Origin of the sequence: Desulfurivibrio dismutans, assembly GCF_029210385.1 — a bacterium.
Taxonomy (GTDB): domain Bacteria; phylum Desulfobacterota; class Desulfobulbia; order Desulfobulbales; family Desulfurivibrionaceae; genus Desulfurivibrio; species Desulfurivibrio dismutans.
This window is the reverse complement of sequence record NZ_JARGDQ010000004.1, coordinates 236,510-258,584: the sequence shown is the minus strand read 5'-3', so window position 1 is coordinate 258,584 and position 22,075 is coordinate 236,510. Positions and strand designations below refer to the sequence as shown.

Below are 22,075 nucleotides of genomic sequence, written 5' to 3'. Positions count from 1 at the left end.
ACAGTAACAACCAAATAAAGCCGTTGACCACGGCCGGCGCGAAAGGGTCGCGCCGGCCCTTAAACACACAACGCACAAGGAGGCCTACCATGAAGCCACGTTTTTTAACCAGCGCCCTGGCGGTTCTGCTCCTGCTCTTTGCAGCGGGCTGCGCCGCCACCTCGGGCCAGGCGGTCGCCCCCTCGGCGGCCGGCCACACCAAGGCGGTGGAGCAGGATCCCAAACTGCGGATCACCACGCAACAGTTGATGGACCTGTTTGCCAAGGAGTACGGCGATGCGCCGCTGATTGAAGAAACGCTGAAAAAAAACACCAGCTTTCTGCTCATCGACACCAGGCCGCCCGTACGTTTCAATGAAGGCACCATTCCCGGCTCCATCAACATCCCCACCCCGCGTTTTGCCCAGGATATCCCCAAGCTCCCCAAAGATCGGACCCTGATCTTTTACTGCGGAGGGCCCACCTGACCCTTCACCGCAGAGGCGGCGGTCGTCGCCCAAGAACATGGTTTCACCGATATCCGTGCATACTACGAAGGCGAACCCTTCTGGACTAAAGCCGGCAACTATCGCATCACCGACACCCCCCATGTCCAGCGGCTGGTGGAGGCCAGCGATCGGGAAAACTTTGTCCTGATCGACTCCCGGCCCCCCCGGGTGCATCAGGGTGAGCACATCCCGGGCTCAGTCTCGATCCCCTGGGTGCTCTTTGAACAGAAGAAAGGCCTGCTGCCGGCGGACAAGGACCTGCCGCTGATCTTCTACTGCGGCGGTCACCACTGCGACCTGAGCCATAACTCGGCCAAGGCCGCCCTGGAGCTTGGCTACACCAAGGTCTTTGTTTACTCCGCCGGGGTGCCGGCCTGGAAGAAGGCCGATCTGCCGCTGTGGGGTTACGAGGCCGCCGGAGTGGAAATGGCCGAGGTGGATCCCGACGCCCTGCCGGAAACCATTACCCCGGAAGATTTCATGGCGGCGGTCAAGGCCGACGACGTGGCCCTGGTTGACGTGCGCAGTGAGCGGGAATTTGCCGAGGGCAGTATTCCCGGCGCCATCAACATTCCCGACGGGGATTTTTATGCGGATCTCGAAGGGGCGATGGCCAAACTGCCCACTGATCGCCGGGTGATCATCATCTGCGCCACCGGCGCCCGTTCCGGCGGGGTTTTCTTCATGGTCAGCGACATCATGCTCGATGAACCCGAACTTTACAGCAACCCCCACGGGGTCCAGTACCTGAACCAGGGGATTGCGTACGCCGCGGACGGTACTTTCACCGTCAAGTAAGCGGTAAACGACAGCACCAGTTAGTTAGCTTTACCCCGGCCACGGGCCGGGTCGCTTCCTCCTCTCGGCGACCCGGTTCCGTGGTTTTTTTGTAAGCGACCACCGGGCACCGCCAGCTTGACTTTGTTCCCGGGATTTGGTAAACGAGGCAGTTTGAGAGAGTGGTCAGGCACCCACGTGGTGTCACCCCAGCACCATTAAATTGCCATAATTCCGGGAAACGACGATGAAAAAACTATTTCGTAAAGTCAAAGAATTTGTCAATGAACGTCCCAAAACCAGCATTGTCATTTTAATCGCCTTTATCGCCGTTTTCAGCTACGTCAACCTGCAGGCCATGCACATGACCAGTGAGCCCGGATTCTGCGAGATGTGCCATCCCGGCACCGGCACCGGCGCCCTGAGCGAGGTCCACACCTGGCGCCAGAACATCCACGCCGAAGCCGGCGTCAAATGTCTGGACTGCCATGGCGAACCGGGCATCTTCGGCTACAAGAAGGCCAAGATAGGCGGCCTGTACGACACCTACGTGGAGATCTTTCACTCCGAAGAATACAAGCTTGAAATTCTCAACAAGGCCATCGACGATCCCCAGTATGCCGCCAACCTGGTGCCTTCCACCACCTGTCTGTTCTGCCATACCGACAGCGTCAATCAGAAAATCCGCTCCGAACGCCTGATGTCCATCGGGCATAAGTTCCGGCTGCTGGACACGGTGGAGAATCCGGAATTCCGGCAGGAGCGCGGCATGCGCGATATCTTCACCGACGAGCTGAAAAGCGACATCGACCCCAACCACCAACGGCACATCAACGCCGGCCTGACCTGTATGGACTGTCATCATCGAATGGTACACGGCGGGGAGTACCGGGCGGCGGTGGACCTGAACCGTTGCAGCGAGTGCCACCGCGAACAGGCCGGGGAAATCTCCATGTCGGAGATCGTCATGGGTGAAGGCGACAGCGCCGTTAGCTTCCGGCATGACACCCACGGCGCCATGTTCAGTTGCGACCAGTGCCATACCGACCTCTTCCCCATGAAGGTCGGGGTCAGCGAAATCAGCTTTGACGATCACACCAGCAGCAATTACTGCTACTCCTGCCACAACGGCCGGATGGCCTCTTACGACTGCAACTCCTGCCACGGCCAGGCCCCCATGCCCCAGGAGCCCATTACTTACACCATGGAAGGCTTTGCCCCGGTGGACTTCAACCACAGCTTCCACGGCATGGCCTTCAACTGCGACACCTGCCATAACGAACCCTGGACCATGGAGGCCCACGCCACACCCATGAACATGAACCAGATGTACCAGGGCCAGTTCTGCGGCTCCTGCCACAACGGCCAGGCAGCCTTTGCCGCCACCGCCTGCGCCAGGTGTCATAAGTAACCTTTTTGTTTCACTTTGCTTAAAACGCCCCGGTTAGCCAGTTGCTTGCCAGGGCGTTTTTTTTTGCTCTTCACAGCCACCCCGCCTTCAGGTACACTCAGTGGCAGACGCGGCTGAGCGAACCGGACCAACCGAGAGGCTTCGCCTTGGCAGACGACCAATAACTCAACCACCGGGAGAGCAAATGCCTGGAGCGAAGGAGCACAGCACAAGAACCGTCTACCCGGCCCGGACGCTGCTCCGGCTGCTGCTGTTGAGCCTTGTTTTGACGGGGATGCTTGGTGCCCTGCCCGTGTCGGCCATGGCCGAGCCCAAAACGGTGGTGTTCATCCGCTACCCCATCGAGCCCAATCACTTTACCCCCGTGGTGGAAGCCTATCAGGATACCATGGCCAAACTGGGCTACCGGGCCGGGCGGGAGCTGACCTATATCGATGTTTTAACCACCACCACCGACCAGGAATCAATACCGGAAGTCATCGCCGCCGTAGAGCGCCATCTTGAGCAGGCCGACCTGTTCATCACCAGTGGCTGGATCTCCATGGTGGCCCGGGAAATTCTGCAGCATACCGACACCCCCCAGCTCTTCGTGCCGGTGCTGGACAGCGTCGCCCGCCGAACGCTGCCCTCCTTGCAGGAGCCGCCCAACACCAATCTTTCCGGGATGTATCTGATGTACCCGCCGGAGAAAATTCTCCGCCTGGCCCGCCTTTTGATGCCGCAGCTTACCGACTACGCCTTTATTTACGACTCCCGCATCCCGGCAGATGTATCTTTTTACCGGGCCTACCGCCAACTTCCGACACCGTCCCGTTACGGTATCAATCTCCACTACCTGGATCTGGCCCAGGGCCTTGAACCGGTGCTTACCGCCCTGAGACAGGGCAATATCGGCGCCTACGGCGGCATTGTTGGCTACCTGCCCCATCGCCGTACCCTGGCCGGCAGTGAATTGCCGGTGATCACCGCCTTCACTCCGGACATCGAAATCGAGGATATCGCCGACTTCACCGCCGTCGATAACACCTTGGCCGGGCTTTTTAATCCCTTCAGCTATACCGGCCGCCAGGCGGCGGAAATCAGCGCCGACCTGTTTGACGGCCGCAGCGCCATCACCGAGGTAATCCCCCGGCCGGCCCGCCAGATGGCCTTTATCGATTTTCGTAATGCCGGGAAACTGGGTATTAATATTCCCTTTGCCGCTCTTGAGGCGGTGGACATGGTGGTAAGATAATGACGGCCAATTCGCCGCCGCCGACCACCACCGGCTCCATCCGCACCTTTTTTCTGGGCGCCATGCTGCTGCTGATCATCACCATTTCCCTGCCCCTGCTGCTGGCCGGCACCCGCCTGATGGACCGCAACATCCATGAAATGGGCGGTGAGCTGCTGCACAGCAAGCTGCTGGCCCTGCTGGAGCCGGTGGACCGCCGCTATGAAACCCTGTACCGCATTGGCCTGGAAGACAGCCTGGTGCACCAGCGGGAGATCAAGAATCTGGCCCTGAACGAATTTAAAGCTTATCGCTACCGGGACAGCGGTTCGGTTTTTGTGGTGAACCGGAGCGGCGAAATTTTGCTGGCTAAGGAATTTGCGGCGGACAACGACCCCCATTTCCACGATTTTCTGACCACCCTTAACACCACATCGCCCGGCCAGCATATTATCACCTACGACAACGCCGTCGGTCGGCAACTGGCGGCCTTTGAGTATTACCAGCCATGGGAAAGCTATGTCGGTCTGACCATCAGTCACGACGAGCTTTTTGCCCCCAAACATATGTTTCTGCAGATCAATTTAACGGTGCTGGCGATGGTGCTGCTGGTGGCGGCGCTGTTCGTTTACGGCCTGCAGCGTTACCTGATCAGGCCCATCATTCAACTCAACCACTATGCCAGCCAAGGTTTTGACGATGACCAGTCCCAGCCGCCTCGCTCCGGTTTTATCCTGGAACTTGCCACCCTGCGCGACAGCCTGGTCAGCATGGTCGCTACTCTGCAGCGGCGAGCCAGGGAGGCCGCTGAGCAGGTCGCAATCATCAGCCGGCGGGAGGCTGAGCTGGCGGCGGAAAAGGAACGCCTGGCGGTGACTCTGCGCAGCATCGGCGACGGGGTGATCACCACCGACACCGACGGCCGGGTGGTGTTGTTAAATCTGGTGGCCGAGCGGCTCACCGGCTGGTCCCAGGACGAGGCCCGGGGCCGGTCGCTGCCGGAGGTGTTCCGGATCATCAACGACCGCACCGGTGAGCCGTGCCCCAACCCGGTGGAGAAAGTGCTGCAGACCGGCCTCAACGTGGAGCTTGAAAACCACACCGTGCTGATCTCGCGCCACGGCAGCCGGTACCATATCGCCGACAGCGGCTCCCCCATCCGCGACTTCAACAGTGAGATCATCGGGGTGGTGCTGGTCTTCCGCGATGTCAGCGAGGCTTTACGCACCGAAGCCGAACTGCTCAAGGCCAAAAAACTGGAATCCCTGGGGGTGCTGGCCGCCGGCATTGCCCACGATTTCAACAATATTCTCACCGCCATCCTGGGCAACCTGGAGCTGGCCCGCTACCTGCTGGGGCCGGAACACCAGGCCAGCAGCCTGATCGAGGAGGGTAAAAAAGCCTCGCAACGGGCCCGGGGATTGACCCAGCAGTTGCTGACCTTTGCCCGGGGCGGCGCCCCCATCCGCCAGACCGCCTCCATTGCCGACATCATCCGCGACTCCGCCGATTTTGTCCTGCGGGGCAGCGAGGTGAGCTGCACCTATGAAATTCCCCAAGATTTAAAACTGGTCAAGGTGGACAGCGGCCAGATCAGCCAGGTGATCCAGAACATCATCATCAACGCCCGGGAGGCCATCAACGGCAGCGGCACCATCACCGTGAGCTGCCGCAACCGGGGCCCGATGGAAAACCTGCCCGCCGACGGTTATGTGGAAATCAGCATCAGCGACAGCGGCGGCGGCATCAACATGGAGAACCAGGCGAAAATATTCGACCCCTACTTCACCACCAAGGAAAAAGGCTCCGGCCTGGGGCTGGCGGTCTGCCATTCCATTATTGAGAAGCATTATGGTAGAATTACCGTGGATTCGACTCCGGGCCGAGGCGCCACCTTCACCATCCTGCTGCCGGCGGCCACCGACCCCGGTTCCCTGCCCGCCGTCGATGATCATCCCCCGCCTCTCCGGACCTCTCCGCTGCAGGTGTTGCTGATGGATGACGAAGAGATGGTACGGCAGGTGGCGGCAAAGATTCTGCAGCAGCTGGGCTGCCAGGTGCAGGAAGCGGCGGACGGGGAGGCGGCCGTCGCCGCCTACCACAAAGCCCGGGAAGAGGGAAACCCCTTTGATCTGGTGATCATGGACCTGACCATCCCCGGCGGTATGGGCGGCAAGGAGGCAGTGCAGGAGCTCCGCCGGCTGGATCCCGGAGCCCGGGTGGTCGTCTCCAGCGGCTACGCCAACGACCCGATCATGGCCGACCCGGAAAAATATGGTTTTAACGGCGTTATCAGCAAGCCTTACATGCTTAAGGAACTGGAAAAGGTGCTTACAGCATCAACTGAAAGCCACAAGGAGGATCCAAAATGAAAGTACTGATCGTCTACTACTCGATGTACGGCCACATCCAGCAGTTGGCCCAAGCCGTGGCCGAGGGAGCCGGCCAGGTGGAGGGGGCGGAAGTGATCCTGCGCCGGGTACCGGAAACCCTGCCCGCCGAGGTGCTGGCTAAAATGGGGGCGACGGAGGCGCAACAACAACAGGAAAGCATCCCCGTCTGCAGCCCGGAAGAGTTGGCCGAGGCCGATGCCATTATTTTCGGCACCCCCACCCGTTTTGGCAACATGTGCGGCCAGATGCGGCAGTTTCTCGACGCCACCGGCCAACTCTGGGCCCAGGGCAGCCTGGTGGGCAAGGCCGGCAGTGTGTTCACCAGTTCCAACACCCAGCACGGCGGCCAGGAATCCACCATTCTCAGCTTCCACACCACCCTGCTGCACCACGGCATGGTGATCGTGGGGCTGCCCTACAGCTTTAGCGGCCAGATGGAGGCCACCGAAATCTCCGGCTGCTCTCCTTACGGGGCCTCCACCATCGCCGGGGCCGACGGCAGCCGCCAGCCCAGCGCCAACGAACTGGCCGGCGCCCGCTTCCAGGGGGAACACGTGGCTAAAATTGCGAAAAAACTCAGTAGCTAAATAACCCGCACCTGCACCGTTTCCACGAAAAGGCCGCCGGCCAGAATATCGGAGAGCACGATGATCCTTTGCCCCCGGCGGATGATCCCCTTGCGTTGCAGTTGCTCCACCGCCCGCTGGATGGAAACCTCCGGGTCGCTGGAAAGCTTGACCACAAAGGCCTGCACCCCCCAGTAAATCCCCAGCCGGCGGCGCACATGGGTGGTGTTGGTAAAGGCCAGGATGGGGGCGGCGGGCCGGCAGTTGGAAAGCAGGGCGGCCATCAGCCCCCGGCGGGTGATGACCAGAGTGCCGGCGGCCCCCAGGTTGTTGCCCAAAATCGCCGCACTGCGGGAAATCTCCATCTTGGAGCGGAGGCGGTCACTGCCGCCGCCTTGAAGCCCCAACTGACAGGCGCAACCAAAACCGGCCTGGCGTCCCTGCTGCTCTTGGTGTCTTTCGATGCGCCGGGCCACCGCATCCATGACCTCCAGGGCCTTGTAGGGGTAACGGCCGGTGGCGGTTTCCCCGGAGAGCATGATGGCATCGGTCCCCTGCTGTACGGCATGGGTGATGTCGGTGACCTCGGCCCGGGTGGGGGTGGGGTTGACGATCATCGACTCCAGCATGTGGGTGGCCACCACCACCGGCTTGCCGGCCCGTCGGCACTTGGCGACGATTTCATCCTGCAGCAGCGGCACTTCTTCATAGGGCAACTCGGCCCCCAGATCACCACGGGCCACCATCACCCCGTCGGCGGCGGCGATGATGGCATCAAGCTGGGAGATGGAGGCCGCGCTTTCGATCTTGGCCATTACCTCCATGGTCACGCCCCTGGCCGCCAGGTGCTGCTGCACCACCTGGATGGGCTCGGCGGTACGGACAAAGGAAAGGGCGATGAAGTCCACCCGCTGCGCCATGCCGAACTCGATATCGGCCCAGTCCTGCTCGGTGATGGCCGGCAAGTCGGCACTTTTACCCCGGATATTGAGGTGACGGCGGGAGCCCAGCACCCCCTCGTCCAGGGATTCGCAACGGACATCGGTGCGCCCCACCTCCAATACCTTGAGCCGCAGCATGCCGCCGTCCACCAGGATGATATCCCCCGGCGTCACCTCGGCCACGAAACCGTCGTGGCTGACCTCCACGCAGCCGGGCTCCAGTTCGGCCTGGCGCCGGGTGGTCAGGGTCAGCCCATCGCCCACCCGCAGTACAATATCCTGCTTGAGATCACCGCTGCGAATCTCCGCCCCCCGAGTATCCAGCAGCACCGCCAGGGAGCCGGCATGTTTTTTGTTGTAGCGCTTGATGTTGCTAATCACCCCCCGATGCCACTCCCGGCTGCCGTGGGACATGTTGAGCCGGGCCACATTCATCCCCTGCACCGCCAGCCGGCAGATAGCCTCAAAGGAGGCGGTAACCGGCCCGATGGTGCAAACAATCTTGGTCCGCCGCGGCCGCACATCAGCCGCTGCCACCCCTATTTCAAACTGCTCCGTCATCCCCAAACCTCACTGCTGTTAGCGATCCGTCTTTTTATCCCCAAAGGCCATAACCACAGTACCTAAATTCAGCCCAAAAAACAAAAAAAGGGAAACCAGATTAAACAATCCGATTTCCCTTCAATTTTCGTGGTGAGCGGAGCGGGATTCGAACCCACGACCTTTAGCTCCGGAGGCTAACGCTCTATCCAGCTGAGCTACCCGCCCACTTATGGTGTTACCCCGCCGTGACGGGTTGCACGCTTCATTACCACGGATCGGGCTGGGCGTAAAGATTTTTTAGGCTATTAAGGTTTTGGGGCGCTGGGCGGGGGGCGACGGCGCTGACCCGGTATCTCGCGGCAAAAAGCCAGAATCTTGGCCTTTTTGTAAACCGTGATGCCGGCGGCCAGGTGGCCGATCACCCCTTGGCCACCCCGGCCGGCGCCGTGCAGCAGTTGCTCAATCTGGCGACCGGCGGGTTTAAGGCCCATGACCAGCAGGGACTTTTCCAGCAGGCGGCGCTGCAGGGCCCGGGGTTGGGCGGCAAACACTGCCAGGGAGAGAGCCAGGGTCGCCGGTGCGGCTTGGCTCGTCCCGGCCTTGCCCAGCCCGTCGCTGCCTAACCCGGCTTTAACTTGACACAATGGGTCGCCAAACACAGACTGCTCCGTGGTCGACGCCGCCATCGCCTGACCTGCGGCCGCATTTTGTCTGGCAACCAGCGCCTGTCCAGCGGTCACGGCTTGCCGGTAGGCCTGGTCGGCCATGACGGCCAGCAGTTCCTCCTCGTCCTGCAACACGGTGGCGGTATGACAGAGAGTTTCCCGCAACCGGGGGTTAAACCGCTGCTCCAGCCAGGGCACCAGATCCAGCCGCACCCGGTTGCGAACAAAGCGCCGGTCGTGGTTGGAGCTGTCCTCGGCAAAGGCCAGGCCACGCTGAGCAAGATAGTCCAGCACCTCGGCCTTGCTCACCGCCAGCAACGGTCGGATAATGCACTCGCGGGCCAGCGGCGCCATGCCGCTCAAACCGCCCCGAGTGGTGCCGCGCAGCAGGCGCAGCAGCAGCTCTTCCGCCTGGTCATCGGCGGTATGAGCCACGGCGATCCGGGCCGCCCCGGTTTCTTCCGCCACTTGCGCGAAAAAACGATAACGCAACTCCCGGGCCGCATGTTCCAAGGAAAGGCCATGCTGCCGGGCATGATCGGCCACCGCCACCCGGCCGCTGCGCCAGGGAATATTCAGTTCGGCCGCCGCCGCCGCCACCAGTTGCTCTTCCCCCCGGCTTTCTGCCGGCCGCAGGCCATGATCGACATAGACCGCCAGCAGGCCGAAGTTCATGGTTGCCCCCAAAGCCTTGAGGGCATGAAGCAGGGCCATGGAATCCGGCCCGCCGGAGGTCCCCGCCACCACCAAATCACCAGCCACCAACAGGCCATGGTCGACAATACTTTTTTTGACTTTTTTCTCCAACGGGTGCATGCTTTTCAAGCCGTTCAAGTTAATCTGCCGTCCACCGTGGGCGCTTCAAAACGGTTGCTAAGATGGACAATGTGCAACATATTATAGTTAATGTTTCGCCGATGCCAGGCAAACCTTGTTGTCAACCAGGAGAATCAAAATGAAAGTTCGCAAAGCCGTAATTCCCGTCGCCGGCCTGGGTACCCGTTTTCTGCCGGCCAGCAAGGCCATCCCCAAGGAGATGCTGACCATCGTCGACCGACCCACCATCCAGTACATCGTGGAAGAGGTGGTCAACTCCGGCATCGAGGTGATTATCTTTGTCACCAGCGAGGGCAAGTCGGCCATCGAAAACCACTTCGACTACAACTTCGAGCTGGACACCCTGCTGCGGGAGAAAAACAAGCCCGAACTGTACGAAGAGGTGCGCCATATCTCCAACCTCATCGACATCATCGCCGTGCGCCAGAAAAAGCCCCTGGGGCTGGGGCATGCCATCTGGAGCGCCCGCAACGTGGTGGGTGACGAGCCCTTCCTGGTGCTGCTGGGAGACGACCTGGTGCTCTCCGAGAACCTGCCCTGCTGCAGGCAGATGCTCAACCTCTACGAGGAGGTGCAGGAGTCCATCGTCGCCATCCAGAAGGTGTCCCCGGAGGAGACCGGCCAGTACGGTATTGTTGAAGGCGAACCGGTACAGGAGCGGGTGCACCGGGTGCGGCGGATGGTGGAAAAACCGCCCCCCGGCACCACCGACTCGGACCTGGCCATCATCGGCCGCTATCTGCTGCAGCCGGACATTTTTTCCCTGCTGCAACAAACCACCCCCGGCCACGGCGGTGAGATCCAGCTCACCGACGCCCTGATGGCCCTGGCCAACAAGCGCCCCCTGTACGCCTACGAGTTTGAAGGCACCCGCTACGATGCCGGCGACAAGCTGGGCTACCTGAAGGCCATCGTCGCCTTTGCCCGCTGCCACCCATCCCTGGGACCAGGGTTCCGCAAACACCTCAAGGAGATCTGCACCTCCCTTTAAGCATCACCTTTCATGAGCGACGATACTCCCCTATATTTTGAAGTGGCGGTGGCGGCCCCCATTCATCAGCCCCTCAGTTACGCCCCACCGCCGGGAGTAAAGCGCCTGGCCCCCGGCCATCGCCTGCTGGTCCCGCTGGGACGGAGGCAGGTTACCGGTTACCTGCTGGCCTGCCACACCGAACCGCCGGCCTTCAACGCCCTGCGAGCCGCCCTGGCGGTGCTGGACGACGAACCGCTGTTCCCCGCCGCCATGGTGCCTTTTTTCCGCTGGATCGCCGACTACTACCACCATCCCATCGGGGAAGTGATCCAGCACGCCCTGCCCGCCGGTCTCAGCCGCCGAAGCACCCGGATCATCAAGCTCACCGACCGGGGCGCCGAAGAACTGCCCTCTCTTGCCCAATCTCCCGGAAGCAAGCGCCGCGCCCCCTCTCCGCCCCCCGACTGGCTGCCCGAACTGCTGACCAGGGGCGAGTTGAGCGCCGCCAAAAGTGCCACGGTGATCCGCCGACGGCCACCGGAACTCAAACGCTGGCAGGAAGAGGGTCTGATCGAGATCGACAACCGGCTGCGCCGGGAAAGTGTACGGGCCAAAACAGAAACCATCATTATCCCGCAAAATCAGCAATCCGTCCCGCTCAAACCCTCGGAACAAAAAACCCTGGAGCTGCTCCGGGAACTGGCCGGTGGCAATTCCGGCGGCCCGGGTGCCTCCGGCGAGCCCGCTGTCCCCGGCGACCCCGGCGACCCCAGCGCCTCCAATGGCCACAACACCCCCAGCGGCGTCCCCCGGCGGGAGCTGCTCAAGCGTTACCCCGGCGCCGGCCGAGCCTTGAAGGAGCTGCTGACCCGCAACCTGATCAGCACCTTTGAACAGCGCCTGTACCGCGATCCCTTCGGGGATGCACCACCCTTTTTTCCCCGGCCCGAACAGCTCACCGCCGAACAGAGTACCGTTATGGCTCGGCTGACGCCGGCCATCGACCGCCGGGAGTACGCCCCCTTTCTGCTGCACGGCATTACCGGCAGCGGCAAGACCGAAATCTACCTGCGGGCCGCCGAGGCCACCCTGGCGCAGGGCCGCCAGGTACTGGTACTGGTGCCGGAAATCGCCCTGGCCACCCAACTGGAGGGCCATTTCTGCTCCCGCTTCGGCAACGCCGTGGCCCTGCTGCACAGCGGGCTGTCCGGCGGCCAGCGCTTCGACCAGTGGAGCCTGCTGCTGGGCGGCGAGGCCAAAATCGCCATCGGCGCCCGTTCGGCCATCTTCGCCCCCCTGCCCGCCCCCGGCCTGATCATCGTCGATGAAGAGCACGACCCGGCCTACAAGCAGGAGGAAGGCCTGCGCTACAACGCCCGCGACCTGGCCCTGTTGCGCGGCCTGCAGCAGCAGGCAACGGTCATCCTGGGTTCGGCCACTCCGGCGGTGAGCAGCTACCACGCCGCTCGACAGGGTAAATTTGAACTGCTGGAGATGACCCGCCGGGTGGAGGACCGGCCGCTGCCGACGGTGGAGATCGTCGATCTCAAAGAGGTCAAAACCGTCTCCGGCCTGCCGCCGCTCTTTTCCCCCCAACTGGTGCGGGCGCTGAAGGAGAATCTGGTTGCCGGCCACCAGTCGCTGGTCTTCCTCAACCGCCGGGGCTTTGCCAACCTGGTGCTCTGCAAGGATTGCGGCCGGCCGGTGCAGTGCCGCCACTGCCAGGTCAGCCTGACCTACCACAAAAAGGCCGATGCCTTGCTCTGCCACCACTGCGGCTACCGCCAGCCCCGGGCCAGCCTGTGTCCCCATTGCCGCTCCGGCACCCTGGTACCGGCAGGTTTTGGCACCGAACGCCTGGAGGAAGAACTGCGCCGCCACTTCCCCGCCGCCCGCCTGGCCCGCCTGGACCAGGACACCAGCCGTGACCGCAAGGAATTTTTCAAGGTGCTCAAGGCGGTGCGGGACCAGGAGGTGGATATCCTCATCGGCACCCAGATGATCACCAAGGGGCACCATTTCCCCCAAGTCACCCTGGTGGGCATCGTCTGGGCCGACGCCGGGCTGGGAATTCCCGACTACAAGGCGGCGGAGCGCACCTTTCAACTGCTCACCCAGGTCACCGGCCGGGCCGGCCGGGGGGAGCAACCGGGCCGGGTGCTGGTCCAGACCCTGCAGAGTGAGCACTACAGCATCGCCCTGGCCCAGGCCCACGATTACCAGGGACTTTTTGAGCAGGAGATCGCCCTGCGTCGGCGCTTGGGCTTTCCCCCCTGGGGGCGGCTGATCAACCTCCGTTTCGACGGCGAAAAGGAAGAGAAGGTACAAGAACTGGCCCAGAAACTGGGGGAGTTCGCCCGGCAGGCCGCCGATCCCGCCACCCGGGTGCTGGGGCCGGCTCCGGCGCCGCTGTCCCGCCTCAAAGACCGCTTCCGCTGGCAGCTGCTGCTCAAAGGCCAGGGGGTGGCCCCCCTGCACCGGCTCTGCCAGGCGCTGCTGGGCGAATATACCCGCCTGGCCGGCTCTTCCACGGTCAAATTGAGTCTGGACGTTGATCCCGAAAATATGCTATAGAACCCCATGGCTATCCAACCCATTGTCACATTTCCGGTGGCTTCGCTGAAGAGCAAGGCCCGGCCGGTGACCGAATTCAACGATGAACTGCGCCAACTGGCCGCCGACATGATCGAAACCATGCATGCGGCGCCGGGCGTGGGACTGGCGGCACCGCAAATCGGGGTGCCCCTGCGGGTGGTGGTGATCGCCGGCCGGGTAACCCTGTCCGATGAACAGCGAGCTGCTTTGGCCGAGGAGCAGAGCGACGCCGGTGCTTCGGCTGCCTCCGAGGAAACGCTGGCGCCCTCGCTGGTGCTGATCAACCCCGAGATTGTCGAGGCCGAAGGGCAACAGGTTGACGAGGAAGGCTGTCTCAGCGTCCTTGAATACGCCACCAACGTCAAACGTTTTGCCAGGGTCCGGGTCAAGGCCCAGGATCTGGACGGCCAACCGCTTGATTTTGCCGCCGAGGATTTTTTTGCCCGGGTGATCCAGCATGAACTGGACCATCTCGACGGCACCCTCTTTATCGACCGCATCAGCCCCCTTAAACGCTCCTTATACCGCAAAAAACTGAAAAAAATTATCCAGGCGGAAGAATCATGAGCCGGAGCCGGCCTTACCGCATCATCTACATGGGCACCCCGGAGTTTGCCGTCGCCCCCCTGCAGGCCCTGCTGGACCATGGCGAAGAGGTGGTGGCGGTGGTCTGTCAGCCCGACCGCCCCAAGGGTCGGGGTAAAAAACTCAGCCCGCCGCCGAGCAAGGAACTGGCCGTCGGCAGGGGGATCCCGGTGCTGCAGCCCAGCAACATAAAAACCAAAGAATTCCTTGAGGAAATAAAGAGTTACCAGCCGGACCTACTGGTTGTGGCCGCCTACGGCCGGATCCTGCCCGGCCCGCTGTTAAACCTGCCGCCGCTGGGCACCATCAATATCCACGGCTCCCTGTTGCCGGCCTACCGCGGGGCGGCCCCCATCCAGTGGGCGATCTTAAACGGCGAGAGTGAAACCGGGGTAACCATCATGCAGATGGACGAGGGCATGGATACCGGCGACATTCTTCTGCAGCGCCGTCTGGCCATCGCCCCGGATGACACCAGCGGCAGCCTGGCGGCCAAAATGTCGCAGGTGGGCGGCCGAGCCCTGGTGGAGGCGTTGGAGCTGCTCCAGGCCGGACAACTGCCACCCGTTAAACAGGATGATCGCCTGGCCACCACGGCCCCGCCGCTGTGCAAGACCATGAGTAATATCGACTGGAGCCTGTCGGCCAACCAAATCTCCTGCCTGATTCGCGGCCTGGACCCCTGGCCGCTGGCCCGGACCACCCTGGAAGGCCAGGGCATCCGGCTTTTCCTGCCGACCACGGCCACCGAACCCGCCGGGGCGGAACCTGGCACCATCACCATGCTGCAGCCGGAATATGACCGGCTGGGGATCGCCACCGGCAAGGGTTGCCTGCTGGTGGAGGAAATCCAGCGAGAAGGTGGCAAGCGGCTGAAGATAAGCGACTTTCACCGCGGCCACCCCTTAAAGTCCGGCCAACGTTTCGGCACATGACGGGCAACATCGCATATCTGGATTGCTTTTCCGGCCTGGCCGGGGATATGCTGCTGGCCGCCCTGCTGGATGCCGGGTTGCCGTTGGAGCATCTTCGCCGGCAACTGGCCGGGCTGCCTCTTAAAGGTTACGAACTGGAAGGGCAGCGGACCAGCCAGGGCGGCATCAGCGCTTTAAACTTCCAGGTCAAGTTGACCGGCCAACAGCCTCCGCGCACCTGGCGGGAGATCCGGGAGCTGCTCACGGCGGCGGAACTGGACCAGGAGGTCAAAGAAAAGGCCATCCCGATCTTTCAGCACCTGGCCGAAGCCGAGGCCCGGGTGCATGGCGTTGCCGTGGAAGAGGTGCATTTCCACGAGGTCGGCGCGGTGGACTCCCTGGTTGATATCGTCGGGGCGGCCATTGGCCTGGCCTATTTCAAGATCGACCGCCTGCTCTGTTCCCCGCTGCCCCTTACCCGGGGCTGGGTGCACACCAGCCACGGTCCCCTGCCTCTGCCGGCCCCCGCCACCATGGAACTGCTGCGGGATCTGCCAACTTACGGTCTGGATCTGGAGATGGAGCTGGTGACCCCCACCGGGGCGGCCCTGGTCAAGGCCCTGGCCACGGCATGCGGGCCGCCGCCGCCCATGACCATTCGCCACCTTGGCTATGGCGCCGGCAGCAAGCAGCGCCCCGACGGTAAACCCAACCTGTTGCGGCTGCTGGTCGGCACGGCGGAGCAACCAGCGGAGGCCCAGAGCATCGAAGTAATCGAAACCCAGCTCGACGACTGGTCGGCGGAGAGTTTTCCCCATCTTTGTGAACGGCTGCTAACCTTGGGCTCCCTGGACGTCTCCCTGACCCCGTTGTTGATGAAAAAAGGCCGCCCCGGTTATCTGCTGCGGGTGCTGGCCGACCCGGCCCAAGCCCGGCAGCTGAAAGAATGCCTGCTCAGCGAAACCACCGCCATCGGCCTTCGTTTCCGCTGGGAACAGCGCCTGACCCTGCCCCGGGAAATGGGTACGGTTACCACCCCCTGGGGGGAAATTGCCGTCAAAAAAGTCACCACCCCCCGGGGGGTAGTGATATACCCCGAATACGAGTCCTGCCGGCAGGCGGCCTTGCAGTACCAGGTGCCACTGCTGCAAATCCATACCCTGGTAGCGGCCATGCCGCCGGAGCAGTGCCAACCCCGGGAGGATTCTATTCGCAAGGGTTCTGCCCGGGAGGATTCTGCCCAAGAGGATTATGATGGATAAGCTGATCATGCTACTGGCCACCGGCTTTGGCCTGGGCCGACTGCCCAAGGCCCCCGGCACCTGGGGCACCCTGGCGGCCTTTCCCGTCCATTGGGCCATCATGGACCTGCCGCTGGAACTTTACGCCTTAAGCCTGGCGGCGATTATCGGGCTGGCGGTACTCATCTCCGGCATGGCGGAGAAGATTATCGACCGCCCCGACCCAGGCATGGTGGTGATTGACGAGGTGGCCGGCATGCTGATCGCCCTCATCGCCGTGCCGGCCACCCCCCTGGCCTGGCTGCTGGCCTTTGTGTTTTTCCGTTTTTTCGACATCCTCAAGCCCTTCCCCATCCGTTTAATCGACCAGCGCTGCCACGGCGGCCTGGGCATTGTCATGGACGACCTGTTGGCCGGCCTTTACGCCCTGGGCTGCATCCACCTGCTGCTTTACCTGTTCCCCGGTATTGCCGGCTGATAATAAAAAAACGTTATTTTCCAGCGTTTAACAAAAAAGATTTGAGAAAATAGCCTTTTGGGTTTTTCATTACAAAGGGCAAAAGAAGAGGTGAAACCATGGCGCCAACGGACACGAACAAAAAACAGCCACCAATACCCGACCACAAGCTGCTGCTGCTGGGATCCAAGGTGCGGATTACCAACCTGCCGGTCAAGGAAGTCAGCCTGCTGCGGGAGGGCAGCCTGCCGGCCTATGGCTACAATCCCGGTGACCAGATCGAGCTGCTGGCCGGCGAGGTCAGCATCGAGGAAGGTCGCCTGGAACAGACCGGCACCTGGCTGACCACCTACCTGGGCCGCGCCGGGCTTAATCCCCGCATCGACACCCATACCTACGGCGAACCCAAGGAAATCTTTCAGATTTTCCGCAATCGCCGAGCCGACCGGGAAACCGACCCCGCCGACGGCTGGTTCATGTTCCAGCAATTTTTACCCCCGGAAGGACGCCGGGCCAGCACCCGCAATCTGGAGATCACTCCCGGCAACCGGGAGCAAATGGTCGGCAACCAGGGAATCATGATCATTGACGACAGCGGCCGACCACCGGCGGCCAGCGACGAGTTCAAGGAACTCAACCCCGGAGCCTGGGTTATCGCCATGGGCATCGGAGTGGCCCACTGGCAAAGCTGGGCTCGGCAGTTCGGCGACAAATTCTGCCTGTTCTGCCGGCTTTCCGACCTGGAAACCACCCGCATGGAGATGGACAGCTCGGTGATCTGGGAAACCATCGTGGCCATGACCCTGCGGGCGCTTAAGACCTCCGAGGTGGGACTGTGGAAAAACGGCCGCTTCATGTGCCACATCATCGTGGAAATGTTCCCCCACGGCATCATGTACCTGGGTCCGGATGGGGGCCATTTCCGCCATCGCAGCGGCTGCCTGCCGGAGAAAAGCTCGCCGCGGCACAAAGGCTCCGCCCCCTGTTACGACACGTTAGCCACCAGCCTGCTGGCCAGTGACTGGCTGCAGGCCGGCGGCCCCTATTTCTGCCGCAACGCCTTTTTTGACTACTCCACCCGGTTGCTCAACAACTGGCAACTGCTGCACCAGAGCGGTTACGCCTTCGACGGCGGTCTGCGCTTTCCAGAGCTAGATTTTTCTTCCACCTATCCCAACGGCACCGCCTGCTCCTTCATCGAAAACAAAAACGACCCCTGTTTCATCGACCTGGCGCCACTGACGCCGGAATTTGAGCAGGAACTGGACGTGGTTTCCGGGCAACAGTGGCACGAAGCCAAAAAAGAAGCGGTGCGGGATTTTTTCCCCTGGCCGGTCAGCTCCTATGTCAAGGAACAGATGGGCAGCATGGCCAACGACTGCATCGGGGTAATCGCCGAAGTGCTGCACTATCTGAAAAACGAGGTGAGCTGGAAAAACGGCTTTGCCGAGCTGCGGATGTTCAGCGTGGGTAACCTACGCACCACCGACGCGGCGGAAATCGAGCCGGTGGTGACCCTGCAGAACGTGATGGATTCCTACGTTTCCCGGGAGCAGGTGCAGCGGCCACTGTGTGTGGGGGTTTTCGGACCGCCGGGCTCGGGTAAGTCATTTGCCGTTAAAGAGGTGGCCAAGGTCATCGGGCGGCGGTTCGACATCAGCCCCTTTGATTTTTTCGAGTTCAACCTCACCCAGTTCGACGGCCCCGAGGAGATCAACAGCGCCATCGACGCCATCCGGGCCTCGGTGGCCAAGGGCAAGGTGCCCATCGTCTTCTGGGACGAGTTTGACTGCCGCTACGATCAACATGAGTTCGGTTACCTGCGCTACTTCCTGCCCTCCATGCAGGACGGGATCACCTACGTACACGGGGTTCCCTACAACATCGGCCGCTCGATCTTCGTCTTTGCCGGCGGGGTCAAGGCCAGTTACGAAGGGATGGCGGCCCTGCTGGAAGACACCGAGCCGGCCACCCAACAACTGGTGCGCACCCTGAAAATTCCCGATTTTCTCAGCCGTTTGCGGGTAGTACTGGACATCGACGACATCCAAATCCCCCGGGATCTGCTCTGCAACCAGGCCGGCCCCCAGGAACTGGCCAAACTGCGGCGTATTTTAATCAAGCGGGCCTTTATTATCGCCCACCAGATGGATACCCACTGGAAGAAGGCGGCCCGCAAAACCTCGGGGCTGCTGCTGCGGTTACTGCTGGCCGAGTATAAGTTCGGGGCCCGTTCCATCGAGGCGGTGATCGAGGCCTCCGGGGCTTCCGACCGGCTGGTTTACGGCCTGCCGGAGCTGATCGCACCATCGGCCGCCCGGGTCCACGCGTCCTGGCAGGTAGAACTGGAACGACTGGTGGACCTGGCCCGCAAGCAGCAGGGCCTGCGAGAAATCTGGTAAAGTTCGGCCCCCGTCAAAGTCGCGCTTGGACGGGGGGGCTAAGCCCGATGCAAAAACCAATAATAATGACGGTTTGCCGGCGCCAGGCTTGAAAAGCTTGACAATAAGTTGGTTCCTGAATTAATTTGGCTTAACCGAAAATTTTTAATTAAGGAATCAACCGCATGCCTAAGAGTGGAAAACGACTCAGCGCCAGCCTGGAAGACTATCTGGAAACCATTCACCACATCGTGGAAGAAAAGCAGGTGGCCAGGGCCAAGGAAATCGCCGCCCGACTCAAAGTCAGCCGCTCTTCGGTAACCGAGGCCTTCCGGTCGCTGTCCCAGAAAGGGTTGATCAACTACGCCCCATACGAGGTCATCACCCTGACCCCAGCGGGAACCAAAGTGGCCCGGGATGTAATCCGGCGCCACCAGGCACTGAAGGATTTTTTCCTGCGGGTGCTAGCGGTGGAAGAAGAACTGGCCGAAGAGGGCGCCTGCCAGATTGAACACACCGCCCCGCGGCCGATCATTGAGCGGCTCAGCCTGCTGATGAACTACATTGATGGGTGCCCGCAGGGCGGTGAAGACTGGATCACAAATTTCAAGCGTTACTGCCAGACCGGCGAGGCTCCCGAAAAATGCCGGGAATGCCAGAGCACCACCGGCAACCAGTAGCAGCACCCGCCAAGTTACAATCGAACAATAGATAAACGGGCTAAAAAAAACCGGCACCGCTTTGCGGGCGGGACAGCCGGGAACAGCAAGAAAGAGGGAAGCGATGGAAGGGACGTTTCAGGAAGGATGGTACGAACACCCCACCCTGGGTCTGATCAGGGTGTTTACCAACGGTTCGGATTGGGTTTACGTCTGCTACACCAAGAACGGCCGCAAGGCCCTATCCAAGGAGCGTCCCCTGGACGGCTGGACCTGGGCTCTGAGCGAGCCCAGTCCTGGCAGCCAAGCCGGTTCTCCCGGCTTTTAACATCCCTTTGCAAACATCCCCCGTCCCCTGTGGCAGGGCTGCTATTGCAACCCTGCCAGGGCGTCCGCCAAGCGCTTCATCCCCTCTTCCAGTGTCTCCATTGAAGTGGCAAAGGAAAAGCGAATAAACTGGTCGGCCCCGAAAGCCGCCCCCGGCACCGTTGCCAACAACGCCTCTTCCAGCAGATAGTCGGCCAGGGCCACCGAATCGCCGATCAGCCGACCATCTTTGGTTTTGCGCCCGAAATAGGCCGACAAGTTGGGAAAGACATAAAAAGAACCCCGGGGCCGCACGCAACTGACCCCGTTAATGGCGGTCAGGGCTTCCATGATGAAATTGAGCCGGGGAACAAAGGCGTCCCGCATCTGCCGGGGAAAGTCCTGGGGGCCGGTCAGGGCGGCCAGGGCGGCTCTCTGGGCCACTGACGAGGGGTTGGAGGTGGATTGGCTCTGAATCTTGTTCATCGCCGCGATGATATGCTTGGGACCGGCGGTATAACCGATCCGCCAGCCGGTCATGGCAAAGGATTTGGAGACGCCGTTTAAAATCAGGGTCTGCTCACTGAGGCGGGGATCAACCTCCAGGATATGGGGCAGTTGGTCGTCGCCGTAGACAATGGTATCGTAGATATCATCACTGACCACCACCCAGCCCCGCTCCAGGGCCATTTTACCGACGGCCTCCAGGGCCCCGGCGGAGAGCACTGAACCGGTGGGGTTGGACGGACTGTTCAGAATAATTCCCCGGGTACGGGGGCTGGCGTACCGCTGCAGCACCGCCGGGTCCAGGTCGAAATCGCTGCCCTCATCCAGGGGCACGATAACCGGGGTGGCCCCAGCCAGTTGAATAATCGGCGGATAACTGACCCAGTAGGGCGCCGGCACCAGCACCTCGTCACCGGGACCGAACAGGGCCTGGGCCATGTTGTAGAGCCCGTGCTTGCCGCCGCAACTTACCTGGATCTGATCCGGCTGGTAGCTCCAGCCATGATCGGTGGCCAGGCGGTGACAGACCGCCTCCCGCAGGGGCAAAATCCCGGGCACCGGGGTATAGCGGGTAAAACCTTCATCGATGGCGGCCTTGCCGGCCTCGCAGACATGCGGCGGGGTGTCGAAATCCGGCTCGCCCACGCTGAAGTTCAACACATCGGCCCCTTCGGCCTTCAATGCCTTGGCTTTGGCATCCACCGCCAGGGTGGGTGAGGCCTTGATCTCTTTTACCCGAGCCGCCAGTTCGATGATGGGAACATCCACGTTCACAACCTCCGTTATTTTTTGATAATACCGCAAGTAGGCCGCCCAAGCCGTTAACCAAGCCTTTTGGTTGGACGGAAAAGCATCAATAAAGCACCCGCACCAGCGTCAGGCCGCAGGCTGGCGCGGTGGGACCGGCTTGGGAGCGATCGCCGCCAGCCAGCAGGGCGGCGGGCGCGGCAATACGCCGTCGGCCCCGGCCGAGGGCCACCAGGGTGCCAACGATGTTGCGCACCATATGGCGCAAAAAGCCGTCCCCGGCCAGCTCGAAAAAAAACTCCCGACCCCACCGGTCTTCCTGCTCTAAACGCAACATCTCCAGGCTTCGCACGCCGCCCCGACCGCCTTCCCGACTACGATCCCGCGAACCGGCGGCCTCGAAGGCGGAAAAATCGTGCTCCCCCAGCAGTTGCGGTATCACCTCCCGCACCAGGTCAGCATCAAAGGGCCCCGGCAGATGCGCCCTATATAAGCGCCGGCAGGGCGACATGATGGCGGCGGTGGAAAAGCGGTAACAATAAACCTTGCCTTTGGCGCTGAAACGGGCGTGAAAATCATGGGCCACCTTGTCCGCCGCCAGGATGCGAATATCCGGCGGCAACATGCTGTTCAACCCGCGCCGGTAGGCTTCCAGGGGCAACTCACGCGGACTGACAAAGCTGGCCACCATCCCTTCGGCATGAACCCCGGCATCGGTGCGCCCAGCGCCGTGCAGAACCACCGGCTCCCCCAACAGGCGCTGCGTCAGCGCATCTTCGATAAGGGCCTGAACGGTGGGCCGGTTGGGCTGACGTTGCCAGCCGGCATAAGCGCTGCCGTCATAGGCTATGGTCAGCCGGATATTGCCCATCTGTT

18 protein-coding genes and 1 tRNA gene are annotated in these 22,075 nt (G+C 61.8%); 14 read left to right on the top strand and 5 right to left on the bottom strand.

Going from position 1 to position 22,075, the window contains the following annotated elements; translation table 11 throughout:
• Positions 1-89 precede the first annotated feature (89 nt).
• The 5 genes from P0N66_RS06465 (at position 90) to wrbA (ending at position 6,869) form a co-directional block, all read left to right on the top strand.
• Positions 90-1,286: a rhodanese-like domain-containing protein gene (locus P0N66_RS06465; RefSeq protein WP_275803494.1), complete on the top strand. Its 1,197-nt coding sequence runs from the start codon at positions 90-92 to the stop codon at positions 1,284-1,286.
• Between the two features lie 226 nt (positions 1,287-1,512).
• A complete protein-coding gene (locus P0N66_RS06460; RefSeq protein WP_275803492.1) occupies positions 1,513-2,676 on the top strand; it encodes a c(7)-type cytochrome triheme domain-containing protein in 1,164 nt (387 codons plus the stop codon).
• Between the two features lie 184 nt (positions 2,677-2,860).
• Positions 2,861-3,910 (top strand): ABC transporter substrate-binding protein, encoded by a 1,050-nt coding sequence (locus P0N66_RS06455; RefSeq protein WP_275803490.1) that lies wholly within the window; start codon positions 2,861-2,863, stop codon positions 3,908-3,910.
• Positions 3,910-6,261 carry an ATP-binding protein gene (locus P0N66_RS06450; RefSeq protein WP_275803488.1) on the top strand — a complete coding sequence of 784 codons (2,352 nt, stop codon included), beginning with the start codon at positions 3,910-3,912 and terminating at the stop codon, positions 6,259-6,261. The genes P0N66_RS06455 and P0N66_RS06450 overlap by 1 nt, the downstream gene beginning before the upstream one ends.
• Positions 6,258-6,869 carry an NAD(P)H:quinone oxidoreductase gene (gene wrbA, locus P0N66_RS06445; RefSeq protein ID WP_275803486.1) on the top strand — a complete coding sequence of 204 codons (612 nt, stop codon included), beginning with the start codon at positions 6,258-6,260 and terminating at the stop codon, positions 6,867-6,869. Before P0N66_RS06450 ends, wrbA begins: the two co-directional genes overlap by 4 nt.
• On the opposite strand, the gene pyk is transcribed toward wrbA, so the two are convergent.
• The 3 genes from pyk to tilS all read right to left on the bottom strand — a co-directional run bounded on the left by pyk (position 6,866) and on the right by tilS (position 9,831).
• Positions 6,866-8,350, bottom strand: a complete 1,485-nt coding sequence (gene pyk / locus P0N66_RS06440) for a pyruvate kinase (RefSeq protein WP_275803484.1) — start codon at positions 8,348-8,350, stop codon at positions 6,866-6,868. The genes wrbA and pyk overlap by 4 nt on opposite strands.
• Before the next feature lie 130 nt (positions 8,351-8,480).
• Positions 8,481-8,557, bottom strand: a tRNA-Arg gene (locus P0N66_RS06435).
• A gap of 80 nt (positions 8,558-8,637) precedes the next feature.
• Positions 8,638-9,831 carry a tRNA lysidine(34) synthetase TilS gene (tilS, locus tag P0N66_RS06430; RefSeq protein WP_275803482.1) on the bottom strand — a complete coding sequence of 398 codons (1,194 nt, stop codon included), beginning with the start codon at positions 9,829-9,831 and terminating at the stop codon, positions 8,638-8,640.
• Positions 9,832-9,952: 121 nt separating this feature from the next.
• Here tilS and galU point away from each other — a divergent pair, with 121 nt between their 5' ends.
• From galU to P0N66_RS06385, 9 genes are all read left to right on the top strand, one after another.
• Positions 9,953-10,825, top strand: a complete 873-nt coding sequence (gene galU, locus P0N66_RS06425) for a UTP--glucose-1-phosphate uridylyltransferase GalU (protein WP_275803480.1) — start codon at positions 9,953-9,955, stop codon at positions 10,823-10,825.
• 12 nt (positions 10,826-10,837) lie between these two features.
• Positions 10,838-13,381, top strand: a complete 2,544-nt coding sequence (priA, locus tag P0N66_RS06420) for a replication restart helicase PriA (RefSeq protein ID WP_275803478.1) — start codon at positions 10,838-10,840, stop codon at positions 13,379-13,381.
• Between the two features lie 6 nt (positions 13,382-13,387).
• Positions 13,388-13,969, top strand: coding sequence for a peptide deformylase (gene def, locus P0N66_RS06415; RefSeq protein WP_275803476.1), 582 nt, complete (start codon positions 13,388-13,390; stop codon positions 13,967-13,969).
• Complete coding sequence (gene fmt, locus P0N66_RS06410) at positions 13,966-14,922, top strand: methionyl-tRNA formyltransferase (RefSeq protein WP_275803474.1); 957 nt, start codon at positions 13,966-13,968, stop codon at positions 14,920-14,922. Before def ends, fmt begins: the two co-directional genes overlap by 4 nt.
• Positions 14,919-16,163 (top strand): nickel pincer cofactor biosynthesis protein LarC, encoded by a 1,245-nt coding sequence (gene larC, locus P0N66_RS06405; protein ID WP_275803472.1) that lies wholly within the window; start codon positions 14,919-14,921, stop codon positions 16,161-16,163. Before fmt ends, larC begins: the two co-directional genes overlap by 4 nt.
• Entirely contained in the window at positions 16,153-16,620 is a 468-nt protein-coding gene (locus tag P0N66_RS06400; RefSeq protein WP_275803470.1) for a phosphatidylglycerophosphatase A family protein, read from the top strand. The genes larC and P0N66_RS06400 overlap by 11 nt, the downstream gene beginning before the upstream one ends.
• Positions 16,621-16,718: 98 nt before the next feature.
• Positions 16,719-19,001, top strand: a complete 2,283-nt coding sequence (locus P0N66_RS06395) for an AAA family ATPase (protein ID WP_275803467.1) — start codon at positions 16,719-16,721, stop codon at positions 18,999-19,001.
• Between the two features lie 164 nt (positions 19,002-19,165).
• Entirely contained in the window at positions 19,166-19,660 is a 495-nt protein-coding gene (locus tag P0N66_RS06390) for a metal-dependent transcriptional regulator (RefSeq protein WP_275803465.1), read from the top strand.
• 103 nt (positions 19,661-19,763) lie between these two features.
• Entirely contained in the window at positions 19,764-19,967 is a 204-nt protein-coding gene (locus P0N66_RS06385; protein WP_275803463.1) for a hypothetical protein, read from the top strand.
• Positions 19,968-20,008: 41 nt separating this feature from the next.
• On the opposite strand, the gene P0N66_RS06380 is transcribed toward P0N66_RS06385, so the two are convergent.
• A complete protein-coding gene (locus tag P0N66_RS06380; RefSeq protein WP_431190022.1) occupies positions 20,009-21,220 on the bottom strand; it encodes a pyridoxal phosphate-dependent aminotransferase in 1,212 nt (403 codons plus the stop codon).
• Positions 21,221-21,305: 85 nt separating this feature from the next.
• Complete coding sequence (gene truA / locus P0N66_RS06375; RefSeq protein ID WP_275803459.1) at positions 21,306-22,070, bottom strand: tRNA pseudouridine(38-40) synthase TruA; 765 nt, start codon at positions 22,068-22,070, stop codon at positions 21,306-21,308.
• Positions 22,071-22,075 lie beyond the last annotated feature (5 nt).